The organism is Polynucleobacter sp. AP-Reno-20A-A9, from assembly GCF_018882085.1.
GTDB lineage: Bacteria > Pseudomonadota > Gammaproteobacteria > Burkholderiales > Burkholderiaceae > Polynucleobacter.
The window spans coordinates 134,406-147,154 of sequence record NZ_JACVPB010000005.1 but is presented as its reverse complement, the minus strand read 5'-3'; the positions used below and the strand labels follow the sequence as shown (position 1 = coordinate 147,154).

Sequence of the window (12,749 nt, the reverse complement as noted above, 5' to 3'; positions counted from 1 at the left end):
ATGGACTCTAAAGAATGCGTATTAGTTACTGGCGCTAGCCGCGGCATTGGCCGGGCTATATTGGAACGTCTGATTGCCGATGGCATGCATGTGATTAATTTTGATAAAGAGTCTCCTGTCAAAATTGCTGAACATGAAACCTTTGTCCAAGTAGACATTTCCGATGAGAAGGCTTTGCGTGCTGTGCTGGCTGATGTGACCTCTAAGCACTCGATTAACCGCCTAGTGAATAACGCAGGTATTGTTCGCCCTGCCACTATCGAAAACACTACTATTGCGGATCTTCAGGCTGTAATGAGCGTCAATGTCGCTGCAGCTATTATTTGTGTGCAAGCCGTGCTCCCAGCCATGAAAGCTGCTCATTTTGGTCGCATTGTGAACATTGCCAGTCGCGCTGCTTTGGGTAAAGAAGAGCGAATTTCATATGCTACCTCTAAAGCGGGCCTACTGGGATTGACTCGCACACTGGCTTTAGAGCTCGCTAGTAATGGCATCACGGTGAATGCTATTGGGCCCGGTCCGATTGCTACAGAACTTTTTCAGAGTGCAAATCCTCCTGGCGCACCTGCTACGCAACGCATCCTAGATAGAGTACCGCTAGGTCGTATTGGCCAACCGGAGGAAGTTGCCCATATCGCCGCTTCCCTACTTGATCAGCGCGCGGGCTATACAACTGGTCAGGTTGTATATGTTTGTGGTGGCATGACGGTTGGATTGAGTCAATAAATGAGCTCCAGATCGCATCCTGCCGGCTTACCTACAGATCTTACAGATCGCATGATCTTTGTATCAGGCGGCGGCTCTGCCGGTCCCGGCTGGAGCATCGGCAGAGCCTCTTGCGTCACTTATGCTCGCTTAGGAGCCAAAGTCTGTGTAGTAGATCGAGATCAGGCTTCAGCAGAAGAAACCACCAAGATCATTCTGGATGAAGGCTTAATAGCTCAGACTTTTGTTGGAGATGTATCTGAAGAAGAGGATGTAAAAAGACTCTTTAGTGAAGCTCGTAAACACTTTGGTCCTATTGACGTGCTGCATCACAACGTTGGCATTGGCAAAGTTGGCGGACCATTGGAAACAAGCGCTGAAGATTTTGATCGCATTCATAAGGTCAATGTGCGGAGCTTATTGCTAGCAGCTCAAGAAGTCTTGCCTGAAATGGTATCTCGCAGTACTGGCAACATCATTGCCATTTCTTCTGTGGCCGGTATGCGATATCTTGGATACCCTCACCTCGCCTACAGCGTGACCAAGGCTGCCAATACCCAATTTATTCGGATGATTGCTCAGCAGTACGCGGATAAAGGTATTCGCGCCAATACGGTAGTGCCGGGCTTAATTGATACTCCGCGAATTGCCCATACGGTAGCCAAGATGTTCTCTGAAAACGGCATCGATGAAGCTCGTGCCGCACGTGATAAGCAGGTACCTATGGGGCGCTCTGGAACAGCCTGGGATGTGGCACACGCTTGCGCCTTTCTGGTCTCAGATGCTGCCGCCTATATTACGGGCACTGAGCTGGTAGTTGACGGTGGTTTGACTGGGAAATACGTCTAATCCCCGTAATTCGAGCCCTAACCCAAGGGATAGTATGATTTGGTGATTATCTAGGAGCTTTATATGTATCGCATCATCTATCGAGTTGTTTTATTGCTGGCAATTAGTGCTGGTCTTGTTGCTTGCAACCACAACGATAAAAAAATTAGCGGTTGGGAAATTAATGATGTCTATCACTCGACCATCATTACGCCGAATTCAGTAACTGGTGGAAAAACCTATCAAGGCCCGCCTATCAATACGATGGATGAAGCCAATACCTATGAAATGTTTAGCCTCAGAGCGGAGCAGCCTAAACAAGGCGCCAAGACTTATGAGCTCAACGCGCAACTGACATATTTCTCACAATGGCGTTATTACGATTCCGCAATACTAGAAAACACTCCTGCCACGACATTTAAAGTGGTTGGTAGAGAAGCTGGTGCTTGTGGTGATAGAGGTTGCATCTTCAGAGAGGTAGTCTCCATCCAATTGACTGAAGCGTTTTTAAAGGATCGCATGAAGAAGGGTTTCATCATCACCCTATCCTCCAAAACAGGAATAAAAACTGAACTCTTTGTGCCGCCTCAATATATCCAGGGCTACATGCAAGCAGTGAACGGATTTAATTGACCGCGCATTCAGTTAATAAGAAACAAATAAAGGGGCCTGGAGCCCCTTTATTTACATGGATTAGAAATTAGTTAATCTCTATCGTTGATTATCTTTCGGGAAATACCACCTGCCGTTTCGTATTGGCAAGAAACTACCATCATCGACCCCTACCTCTTGAGCAATCCGTTCATTCATGACTTGATTCATTGCCATGATGAGTTGAGCATTCTTTTTAGGATCCATGGCTAAGTTATTCATCTCCTCAGGATCATTTTTTAGATCGAATAGCTCCAGATCATTCTTGGCAATCAACTCTTCGAAGGAAGATGGAGTATTAAATTGCAATGGCGAGAAGTAGCGTGAGAAACGATAACGTCCATCAAAGACACTACGAATACCAACGCGATTATGAAAGTTAGGTTCATAGGCTCTTAAAATTTTCTCAGCCTCTGGATTGCTTACTTTTCCAGACATTAACCAAGAATAGGTTTTTTCTGCCCAAGCCCAGCTAGTGAACATCAGCATATTGAAGTTGAATAAAGAGGCTGGCCTTGCAGAATCGACATTTGCTTTTTCAGGGTCTTTAAATAACGGAGTTAAATCTTTACCCTTGAGACCTGCCGAAGCTATCTGAATACCTTGGGTATCCTTATCAGTTATTGCAAATATGGTTGTTGCTAAGTCAATTTGTGAAGTAATCGCCTGACACTCCTTGCCCCCTGGGTAGGCTAGGTGAATAATCATTTCTTTGGCCTGCTGTTGGGCAAGCCGTAATACTGCATTGGTTATCAGTTAAAAAGCCCCATCAATTTGGGGCTTTTTACTTTGTAAGACTACTAACTGCAACTTACTGCTTGAACGGCTCAAGATCGCCTGGTTTACGAAGCATCTTATTAACTTCATCAAGATGCATTTCCTCCTGCACGATCATTTCTCTCGCATACTCCTCTAGCAGAACCGAATGAATTTGCTCGGCAACCTTAAGAAGGTCGTAATAAGCGGTCAAAGCAACCTTCTCATGCGCAAGACTTTCACGCAGAATATCGCCAATGTCATGCTGCTCAGTTTCGAGCAATGAACCAATCTTTAGCGAAGGATGTCCGCCCAACAAAGTGACCAACTCGCCTGCCTTGTGCGCATGCGCAAGACTTTCATCAGCATTTCCTTTTAACCAAGAAACAATCGGAATGCGGTTATAGCCATAAACCATCAACGAGTAATGGGTATATTTCACTACCCCAGCTAGCTCCAGCTCCATGATTTTGTTTAAAGCATTAATGGCTGTTTCGTTACTCATACGCGTTTTTTCCTTTGTTTTTGCGGGTTTTTAAACCCTGTTTTACAAATTTACTACCTTTTTACCTCACAAATATAAAAAATCTCCATTTATTTAAATAGGAATTATTCTCATTTATGATATATTGATGATAACGATTCTCATTAATAATTACTTTTTTTCATGAACCCTTCAAAACCAAGCATTGGCAAGCTGATTGTCTTCTCCGTCCTATTGGCCATAACGCTTCATATTTCACTGGCTCAAGCTGGCGAAGGCGCATTTGGTTGGATCTACACATTAGACCTACAGCCCAAAGGGGAACTAGAATTTGAACAGCGACTCCAATTAACAAAACAACAGGCCGCAGGATCCTACAACGCTTGGGTCTCTAGGTCCGAGTTGGAATATGGAGTCACCAATGATTTTCAGGTGGCGGGCTATCTCAATGCCTACTACGTCAATGCAAACCAAAACTACACTAACCCAGAAGCTTGCGGCGATAGCCCTACTTGCACTGGGGGGCAGCCTGTACCGGCTAGCCATAATCCAGCAACACCTTACAGGAGAAGCGGTGTTGAAGGTGGGTCGCTGGAAGCCATTTACCGAATAACCAATCCAGTGACCTCACCTGTTGGAGTTGGTCTTTATTTTGAGCCGACTATTGGCGTGAATAAAAATGAGCTTGAGGCTAGATTGCTACTTCAATCAAATTTTATTGACGATAAGCTGATCTTGGCTGGCAACGTAGTTGTAGCGAACGAGCAATTGAAATTTGTGGGTAATGGCAATGTTCCAGAATCAATGCTCGATTTCTTGGTTGGGGCTAGCTATCGATTTGCCCCCAAATGGTTTGGTGGGGTTGAGGCACGCTTTCATAATGACTACTCAGCCTATAACCTCCAGAATCAGACTCAAAAGGCTACCTTTGTTGGCCCAAACTTACATTATGCAAGTAAGGACTGGTGGTTCACTGCTGCATGGCGTTACCAACTTAAAGGTGGAACATGTATGGGCGACGGGACAGCTGAGTGCTCCAATGCCCGTGTTTGGGACTCCCATGGGGTTAATGAATTTATGTTCAAGTTTGGCTTCCCGTTAACTAAGCTATAAATTCTCCAATACATCAAAGGACATCAAATGGAATCGCAAAATCTTCTAATTGCAGCCTTAACCTATATGGTCAGATTTCAAACTACGCATTGCGAAACTGCTAAAGAAAGAGCGCTGATGATGTTTGATGCGTTGGCGGAATTAAAGGGCTGCACTCCTGAGCTTCAGTTTTTATGCAACGAAGCAAATCAACTATTAATCAGCAATCCTAGATTAGCCTAAAACAATCATGAATTGGAAACCAAACCCTCTTTTAGTCCTAACTGGTATTGCGCTAGCCAGTGCACCAGTGGTTGCATATTCAAAAATATATGTCTCCACCGAACAAGCGCAGCAACTCATTTTTCCTGGCAAGAAATTTACAGTGATGCCAATGGTCATCACCGATGATCTTCAAGGCAAAATGAAATCAGCCTCTAGTGTGAGTGAGCCGCTACAGGGCAACCGAATTTATAAAGCCGCCGATGGGAGCTGGCTTATTGTGGATGAAGTAGTTGGAAAACATGAAATGATCACCTATGCTATCGGCATATCACCTAATGGGGCTGTCCAAGGCATCGAAATTATGGAATATCGAGAATCCTATGGATATGAGGTAGCTGATCTTAGTTGGCGAAAGCAGTTCTACGGCAAAACAGCTGCTGATCCCATCAAGTTAAATAAGGATATCGAAAACATCTCTGGCGCTACGCTATCAAGCAAGCACCTTACCGATGGGGTTAAACGTATCATGGTCTTCTATGACCTTGCCTTAAAGAATGCCGTACCAAAATGATTCGTTGCAAGCCTTTGCTGGGAACTTATGTAGAAATCTCGATCAATGATGATCGGAATGACTCTTGTCACATTGATCTCAATAAGGCCACCAGTGATGCTTTTTTAGCCATCGAATTAGTGCATGACTTAATGAGCTTTCATAACCCAAATAGCGAACTCTCCAAAATAAATGCTCGCTCTCATCTCGAAACCATGCAGGTTAACGATTGGACATTTCAGGTTTTAAAAATTGCTAAGGAGCTATTTGAAGCCTCGGAGGGAATCTTTGATTGCGGTGTCGGCGAGCAACTGGTGCAATCTGGCTTACTACCTAGACACCAAAATTTCTCAGAGGCTAAATTAGGTGGGTTGGCAGACCTGATTTTGATCGAACCAAATATGGTCCGCTCCACTAAACCACTGCAACTAGACCTCGGGGGAGTGGCCAAAGGATTTGCAGTTGATAAGGCAGTAGAAGCTCTCCAAAAATTTGGAGTTCAATCTGGATGCGTGAATGCCGGTGGTGATTTGCGAGTATTTGGCACAAGTTTGCAAGTAATAAGTGTGCGCAACCCATCAAATCTGAAAGAGCTCATTGCCATTGGCTCACTTGAAAATGGCTCTATTGCAAGTAGTGCCCTGTATTACTGTGATAAATCGAAGACTAATATGGGGCATATTGTTAATCCTTTAACTAAAGAGCAAATTCAATTTAGCGAATCCTATTCAGTAATCGCCCCTGAGTGCGTTTATGCTGACGCCCTCACAAAGGTATTTGCAATTACCAAAGATTGCCAACACCCTTGTCTTCAAAAATACTCCGCTCAAGCCATTAGAATTGCAGCATGAAAAAACATGGTTTAGGCAAGATGCCTGGCTGGCAAAGGTGGTACACCATCACCAGCCTTTTTATTTGCTCACTATCAGGAATTGCATTCCTGATGGGGCATGAGTTTCATATCTCCCGCTCATTACTAGGGAATAGAAATATATTAATCATTCACGGCGTTTCCGCTGCTATTGCATTAATTGCTTTTGGAGCCGTTCTTCCTTTTCACATTAAGGCTGGACTTAAATCCAAGAAGAATCTGATCAGCGGAATCTCGCAATTGGTTTTTTTAGTGGTCCTTGTGATTACGGCAATGCTGCTCTATTACGGGCCAGAAGAAATGCATGAGGGCAGCGAGTTAACTCACTGGATTCTGGGGCTAGTCTTTTTTGGCTTCTTTGTATTTCATGTTGCTAATAGATCATTTCGTCGCTGATCCAATGCACCTCAATTCGTAAATTCATTAGGCCGCTTCTGGCCGACAACAGACATCGTCCGCCCCATAATTAGATGCTGAATACGTTTGTTCTGTTTAGAAGAAACAATGACTGCCCCCTATCCATCAAACCCCGTAGAATCAAGATATGAAAACACTGATTCGTTGCCCATGGTGCGAGGGTTTTGATCTGTATCGCCAGTATCACGATACTGAATGGGGGGTTCCACTCCACGATAGCCGGGCTCTTTTTGAATTGCTGATATTAGAAGGTGCGCAAGCTGGCCTCTCTTGGTCAACCGTATTGAAGAAGAGAGGAGGCTATCGGGAAGCATTTAACCACTTCGACCCAAAGAAGATAGCCAAATACGACGATAAAAAGATCGCCGAACTATTGGCAAATCCTGGAATTATTCGCAATCGGCTAAAAGTAGCCGCCACGATTGCTAACGCTAAGGCTTATTTGGCCCTAGAGAAAAGTGGGCAACCATTTAATCAATTTCTCTGGTCATTTGTTAGAAATAAACCCATTCAAAACAAACGACGCCAGCCCAGAGAGGTACCAGCAAGCTCTCCCGAATCAGATGCAATGAGCAAGGCGCTTCTAAAGGCTGGGTTTAAGTTTGTTGGCACAACAATTTGTTATGCGTTTATGCAAGCGAGCGGAATGATTAATGATCATCTCATTTCTTGTCATCGACACGCTGAAGTGAAAAAGAAGGTTAATCCTCTGCTGTTGTAAATCGAATGAGACATCTGACATCAATCAGAAATGCTGTCTGCCCTGCCGCTAGATTACTCATAGGGATTCTGTATTTTCTGAAGGCACCAAGTTGCGTTGCTAAAAATTCAAAAGCAAGCATTCTTTGAGTTGTAAGCGAACTGGTAAGCGGGGGTGCCAAAGAAAAAGCCCCGGTTAAGGGGCCATGTCTTTGTTGTATATAGCAAGAAGTAGAAAAAACGCCAAAAATGATGGCGGAGACCAGATCTAAAAATTGCTCCTCCCGATAAGTCTACAGATGTCCATTTGAGCTATTGTTTATATGGCTTAGAAGGTAGACCCCACTCCCGAGCAATCCATTCAAACTTACTAAAATCCATGTTTTGCTGGTAAGCGGGATGGTAAGCAAATTATGGGCATAAGTAATAGCGAAGGAGAAACAAAAGGGCTAAAACCAAGCAAATTTATAGCAATCTTAGTGTTGGAGCTTTACTCGCTACTCTCATATGCTGCCAGTTTGGCCTTCAAATTACGCTCTTCTTGAAAACGTTCAGTTTCATCGCGGACAATCGCAGCTATGGCAATAGGTTGTTTTTTATCATCAAAAAGCATGCTTACTGAAAAAGCAATGGAGATAGACCGCCCATCCTTATGCATCGCAGGAACTCTTAACAAAGTATTTCCATACTTTGTTACACCTGTCTGAATAGTGTGAAAATACCCTTTAGAGTGACGCTCTCTAAAACGCTCTGGAGTAATGATGCTAAGTGTTTTTCCCAGGGCCTCGTCTGAGCTATAACCAAATATACGCTCAGCAGACAGATTCCAAAAGAGAATATTTTCATCCCGATCAGAAATGATCACGGCCTCGCCAATATGACTAACTAGCGCCTTAAAATCTATGATGTCTGACATATTTAATCTCTATTTTTAAGTAAGTTGTCGCTAAGAATACCCCAATAAAAAAACCACCCGAAGGTGGTTCTCAGGGGCGCTTCTATTTTTAGTAAGTCTTGTAAGAAAGGTACTTACCTGACAGCACCACTTGAACACGATCGCCCTTTGGATCAGGCTCGCGCTGGATATCCATTGAGAAATCGATTGCACTCATAATGCCATCGCCAAACTCTTCATGGATTAACTCTTTAATAGTAGCGCCATAAACACTCACAATCTCATACCAACGATAGATCAATGGGTCTGTTGGAACGGCGGTTGGCAGAGATCCTTTATAAGGAACAATTTGCAACCAAGCCATCTCTTCATCAGTCAAATCAAATAACTTACCAGCGGATTCAGCCTGCACCTTAGTAAAGGTCATTTGACCTAAACAGCCTGCAGTAACCCACTCCTTTGATTCTCCTATTGCTTTTGCAATATCACTCCACTTCATGCCATTGCGAACTTTGGCTTCGATAATTTTTTGTGTAACTACTGAACGATCCATCTTTTTCTCCTAGTTTTAAGTTTTAGTTTATTAAGCAACAACCGCATCAACACCTGGAAGCACTATTACAGGCTTGTAACCATCCAACTCACCCTTAGCTCCTTTTACCTGCAGATCCTTTGATCGATTGACTAGAAAATCTACTAAATGGTTTCGCATTGGGTAATACATAGCATCATGATGTAAATTGGCCCGCTTTCTTCCTTTGGGCAAAGTGTTGACAACGATTTCAGCGATACGTGCATTAGGGCCGTTGCTCATCAGCATAATTTTGTCAGAAAGCAAGATTGCCTCATCAACATCGTGGGTGATCATAAATACAGTTTGATTTGTTTCTTTGCAAATTTTGAGTAGCTCATCCTGAATAACCCCACGAGTTAACGCATCCAAGGCTCCGAATGGTTCATCAAGTAGTAGCATTTTTGGCTCAATTGCAAAGGCTCTTGCAATACCAACCCTTTGCTTCATACCGCCAGATAATTCAGATGGTTTTTTATTTTCAGCATTTACCAAGCCGACCATTGCTAGATACTTTTTGGAATGCTCAGTAATCTGCTCTTTTGACCAATCGGGATACTTTGACTTCACTGCAAAAGCCACATTCTGCAGTACTGTCATCCACGGCATTAATGCATGCCCTTGGAATACAACTCCACGCTCTAAACCAGGGCCCTGAATACGCTTACCAAGCATGATGGCATCGCCGCCAGTTGCTTCTTCAAGACCAGCAAGCACATTCAAAATAGTAGTTTTGCCACATCCGGAATGGCCGATGATACAAACAAACTCTCCTTTTTCGATTTCAAAATCTATTCCTTCAAATACTGGAGGTGCGTCAGCTTTATACGACTTGCTGAGGTTTGAAACTTTGAGGAATGTATTTTCAATCTGCATACGAAACCGCCTTTTGTAACTTGCCAAATGCTGTATCTAGCAACATTCCAACAATACCAATTAAAAGAATTGCAAAAATAACACTGGAGAGCGATAGGTTATTCCACTCATTCCATAAGAAGTAACCAATTCCGGTACCACCAACAAGCATCTCAGCAGCAACGATCACTAACCAGGCAATACCCATGGATATGCGCATACCAGTCAAAATGGTTGGTGCAGCAGCAGGAAGAATGACTAAGAATGCCTTACGTAAAGGAGAGACTTCCAATGTCTTGGCAACGTTTAATAATTCTTTACGTACATTAGCAACTCCAAATGCTGTGTTGAGGAGCATTGGCCATACGGAACAAATAAAGATCACAAAGATTCCAGAAATAGCAGAGTCTTTGATGGTGTAGAGCGCGATAGGCATCCAAGCCAATGGCGAAATCGGCTTCAGAATTTGAATGAATGGATTAAATGCCTCGTAAGCCAATGGTGACATGCCGATCCAGAATCCAAACGGAATAGCTACTATCATCGCCAACAAGAATCCTAAGGCAACACGCGCCAAAGAATAGGCCAGTTGAATACCAATTCCCTTATCGTTCGGACCATTGTCATAAAAAGGGTGTGACAACTGCTTATAGATAGTCTCCCCCATCTGCGTTAAGGTTGGAAACCCAGTTTTTTGAACAGGCTCACTACCGCCCTGACCCATGAGGCTGTTGTACTCACTAGAGCCAGTTGAAACCCCAGGCGGCGGTGTAACTTTTTGTGTTGTAGCCATATGCCAGATAAATAAGCACATGAGTAAAATCACAACCGATAGAATTGCGCCTTTAACCTTAATTGATACTGTTTTCATTCATTTACCCTAAGTTCATGCTTTATTAGTTTGAAAAGATTTCAAATAGGCTGCTGGCTGACTAGGGTCAAACTCTTTACCCATAATCTTGTCTTTTTTGTATCCCACTTTAGCTAATGGTGGAACTGCAATACCAGTCTCACCCATATACTTTTTAGCGTCGGTCAACAAGAATACTTTTTCAGAGATGTCCTTGTAATTCACATCGCCTTTGACATAGCCCCAGCGCTGCATTTGGGTCAACATCCAGGTTGCCATGGAGTACCAAGGAATTGGGTTGAAGTCGATGCGATCTGGTACGTTTTGCACATTGCCTAGACCATCTGCAAACTTACCAGTGAGAACCTGCATTACAACTGTCTCGGGCTGGTTAAGGTAATTTGGCGTAGAAATTACTTTAGCAATTAAAGGTCTATTCGCAGGATCACGCGCCATCGTTGAAGCATTTAAGACTGCACGATAGAGAGCTGCAAAGGTGTTTGGATTCTTACGAATAAATTCTTCTGAGGTTCCAAAAGCACAGCAAGGGTGACCATCCCAAATCTGCTTAGTCAGGATGTGTATAAATCCGACCTCGTCATACACTGCGCGCTGGTTAAATGGATCAGGCCCTAAAAAACCATCAATATTGCCGGCACGTAAGTTAGCCACCATCTCTGGTGGAGGTGTAACGCGAATCTGAATATCTTTATCTGGATCTAAGCCAGCTTGAGCTACGTAATAACGCAGCAAGAAGTTATGCATTGAGTATTCAAATGGAACGGCAAACTTCATACCCTTCCAGTTTTTCGGATCACGATTATCTTTATGCTTGTTAGCTAACGTAATAGCCTGACCATTCACATTCTGAATTGTGGCCACACGCATCTGAGAAGGATCAGAACCCAAGCCCATTGACATTGAGATCGGCATTGGTGATAAAAAGTGTGAGGCATCATGCTCTTTATTGAGCATCTTGTCACGAATTAAAGCCCAACCCGCAGTCTTATTAAGGGTGACATTCAGGCCTTGTTTTTTATAAAAACCTAGTGGGTCAGCCATGATGAGTGGAGTCGCACAAGTAATTGCGATAAAGCCAATTTTTAGGTCTGGCTTTTCTAATGTGGCTTTTTCTTGTGCCATTGCCTGCAGGGACCCTACTGGCAAGAAGCCTGAGAGAGCGCTCATTGCTCCGCCTACTCCAACAGCCTTTAAAAACGCGCGTCTACGATCTTCTTGAGGAAAAAGAGCCTTAACTAAGCTGGCCTCAACAAAATCTGCGCTTTGCTGCTCGGCATCCATCATTGCTGAAAGCGAGTTTGCATGATCTAACTCAGATGCATGCTGTCCACAGCTACAGCGGTTGCTAAACAGAGGTCTATCTGGATCAAATGGACGATATGAATTCATTTATAGCTCCTAGTAAGTAATTAAGATGCCGCTTGAAATACGTTGAAATGATTTTGTGACTCGATTAATGGGATAAGCGTATGCAGTTTTTTTCTATAAACCTCTCCGACCATCACCACAACAGGTTGCTTATCTAAAAAATGATGATGAACATCACCAAAGCGCAGTTCATCCAATGTGCAGGCAAAACTGCGTTGCGTTGGCAGGCTGACCGATTCCATCAAGCAAACAGGGGTATCTATGGTGTAGCCCTGAGCAATCAATGTTGTCGCAACCTCAGATAGCTGATCACGCGCCATATAGTAAATAGCGGTTTTATGATCTTCATGTGCGCAACGGCCAGGAAGAGTAGTCAGCGTCAGGGTTCTACTTAACTCTCTCGTAGTTGGAGGCTGCTTTAATTCTGCCGAGGCCGCTAAGGCAGTAGTGATGCCTGGAACAATCTCATAGCGCACGTTTGCTCTCTCAAGAGCGTCAATTTCTTCCTGCGCACGACCAAAGATCATCGGATCCCCGCCTTTTAGGCGCACAACTACTGAGTACTTGCCTGCAGCATCCACCAATTGCTTGTTAATGAAGTGCTGAGAGCTTGAATGCGATCCGCATCTTTTCCCTACCTGCACCATCCTAGTGCCAGGACACCACTCCAACATAGAACTATCAATGAGTGCGTCATAAAAAACAATGTCTGCCTGAGCCAAAATTCTTGAACCCCGAACAGTTATGAGATCAGAGGCTCCAGGCCCAGCACCAATGAGGTAGACGCCAGGCAGCGCCCCATTAAATTTGGGTGCTTTGGCTGTTCTTGGTGCAATTTGTTCCATGCATCATTTGTAACAGTCGGCAATAGCCCTAAATTCTCTACGTGAACCAAAAATGCTCATGCTTTG

17 protein-coding genes are annotated in these 12,749 nt (G+C 43.8%); 9 read left to right on the top strand and 8 right to left on the bottom strand.

Annotation, left to right across the window (positions count from 1 at the left end; translation table 11 throughout):
- The 3 genes from ICN39_RS06530 (at position 1) to ICN39_RS06520 (ending at position 2,166) form a co-directional block, all read left to right on the top strand.
- Positions 1-726, top strand: a complete 726-nt coding sequence (locus ICN39_RS06530) for an SDR family oxidoreductase (protein ID WP_370623699.1) — start codon at positions 1-3, stop codon at positions 724-726.
- The gene (locus tag ICN39_RS06525; RefSeq protein WP_216233241.1) at positions 727-1,554 is read left to right on the top strand and encodes an SDR family NAD(P)-dependent oxidoreductase; all 828 of its coding nucleotides are present in this window, start codon (positions 727-729) and stop codon (positions 1,552-1,554) included.
- A 63-nt stretch (positions 1,555-1,617) separates the two neighbouring features.
- Positions 1,618-2,166 (top strand): hypothetical protein, encoded by a 549-nt coding sequence (locus ICN39_RS06520; protein ID WP_216233240.1) that lies wholly within the window; start codon positions 1,618-1,620, stop codon positions 2,164-2,166.
- Positions 2,167-2,244: 78 nt separating this feature from the next.
- On the opposite strand, the gene ICN39_RS06515 is transcribed toward ICN39_RS06520, so the two are convergent.
- Positions 2,245-2,892 carry a hypothetical protein gene (locus ICN39_RS06515; protein WP_216233239.1) on the bottom strand — a complete coding sequence of 216 codons (648 nt, stop codon included), beginning with the start codon at positions 2,890-2,892 and terminating at the stop codon, positions 2,245-2,247.
- Between the two features lie 103 nt (positions 2,893-2,995).
- A complete protein-coding gene (locus ICN39_RS06510; RefSeq protein ID WP_216233238.1) occupies positions 2,996-3,445 on the bottom strand; it encodes a bacterioferritin in 450 nt (149 codons plus the stop codon).
- A gap of 162 nt (positions 3,446-3,607) precedes the next feature.
- On the opposite strand from ICN39_RS06510, the gene ICN39_RS06505 reads away from it, so the two are divergent.
- The 6 genes from ICN39_RS06505 (at position 3,608) to ICN39_RS06480 (ending at position 7,300) form a co-directional block, all read left to right on the top strand.
- A complete protein-coding gene (locus ICN39_RS06505; RefSeq protein ID WP_216233237.1) occupies positions 3,608-4,537 on the top strand; it encodes a DUF6662 family protein in 930 nt (309 codons plus the stop codon).
- 27 nt (positions 4,538-4,564) lie between these two features.
- On the top strand, positions 4,565-4,759 hold the full coding sequence (locus ICN39_RS06500) for a hypothetical protein (RefSeq protein ID WP_216233236.1): 195 nt from the start codon (positions 4,565-4,567) through the stop codon (positions 4,757-4,759).
- A gap of 7 nt (positions 4,760-4,766) precedes the next feature.
- Positions 4,767-5,312 (top strand): FMN-binding protein, encoded by a 546-nt coding sequence (locus ICN39_RS06495; RefSeq protein ID WP_216233235.1) that lies wholly within the window; start codon positions 4,767-4,769, stop codon positions 5,310-5,312.
- Positions 5,309-6,142, top strand: coding sequence for an FAD:protein FMN transferase (locus tag ICN39_RS06490; protein WP_216233234.1), 834 nt, complete (start codon positions 5,309-5,311; stop codon positions 6,140-6,142). Before ICN39_RS06495 ends, ICN39_RS06490 begins: the two co-directional genes overlap by 4 nt.
- A complete protein-coding gene (locus tag ICN39_RS06485; protein WP_216233233.1) occupies positions 6,139-6,558 on the top strand; it encodes a hypothetical protein in 420 nt (139 codons plus the stop codon). The genes ICN39_RS06490 and ICN39_RS06485 overlap by 4 nt, the downstream gene beginning before the upstream one ends.
- Before the next feature lie 148 nt (positions 6,559-6,706).
- On the top strand, positions 6,707-7,300 hold the full coding sequence (locus tag ICN39_RS06480) for a DNA-3-methyladenine glycosylase I (RefSeq protein ID WP_216233232.1): 594 nt from the start codon (positions 6,707-6,709) through the stop codon (positions 7,298-7,300).
- A 468-nt stretch (positions 7,301-7,768) separates the two neighbouring features.
- Here ICN39_RS06480 and ICN39_RS06475 read toward each other — a convergent pair whose 3' ends face one another.
- From ICN39_RS06475 to cobA, 6 genes are all read right to left on the bottom strand, one after another.
- Positions 7,769-8,194, bottom strand: a complete 426-nt coding sequence (locus ICN39_RS06475) for a PAS domain S-box protein (protein WP_216233231.1) — start codon at positions 8,192-8,194, stop codon at positions 7,769-7,771.
- 88 nt (positions 8,195-8,282) lie between these two features.
- Positions 8,283-8,726, bottom strand: a complete 444-nt coding sequence (cynS, locus tag ICN39_RS06470) for a cyanase (RefSeq protein WP_216233230.1) — start codon at positions 8,724-8,726, stop codon at positions 8,283-8,285.
- Between the two features lie 30 nt (positions 8,727-8,756).
- The gene (locus ICN39_RS06465; RefSeq protein ID WP_215345032.1) at positions 8,757-9,620 is read right to left on the bottom strand and encodes an ABC transporter ATP-binding protein; all 864 of its coding nucleotides are present in this window, start codon (positions 9,618-9,620) and stop codon (positions 8,757-8,759) included.
- The gene (gene ntrB, locus ICN39_RS06460; RefSeq protein ID WP_071465701.1) at positions 9,610-10,470 is read right to left on the bottom strand and encodes a nitrate ABC transporter permease; all 861 of its coding nucleotides are present in this window, start codon (positions 10,468-10,470) and stop codon (positions 9,610-9,612) included. Before ntrB ends, ICN39_RS06465 begins: the two co-directional genes overlap by 11 nt.
- Positions 10,471-10,485: 15 nt before the next feature.
- Positions 10,486-11,859 (bottom strand): CmpA/NrtA family ABC transporter substrate-binding protein, encoded by a 1,374-nt coding sequence (locus ICN39_RS06455; RefSeq protein ID WP_216233229.1) that lies wholly within the window; start codon positions 11,857-11,859, stop codon positions 10,486-10,488.
- Positions 11,860-11,879: 20 nt separating this feature from the next.
- Complete coding sequence (cobA, locus tag ICN39_RS06450) at positions 11,880-12,683, bottom strand: uroporphyrinogen-III C-methyltransferase (RefSeq protein ID WP_255532335.1); 804 nt, start codon at positions 12,681-12,683, stop codon at positions 11,880-11,882.
- Positions 12,684-12,749: the final 66 nt, after the last annotated feature.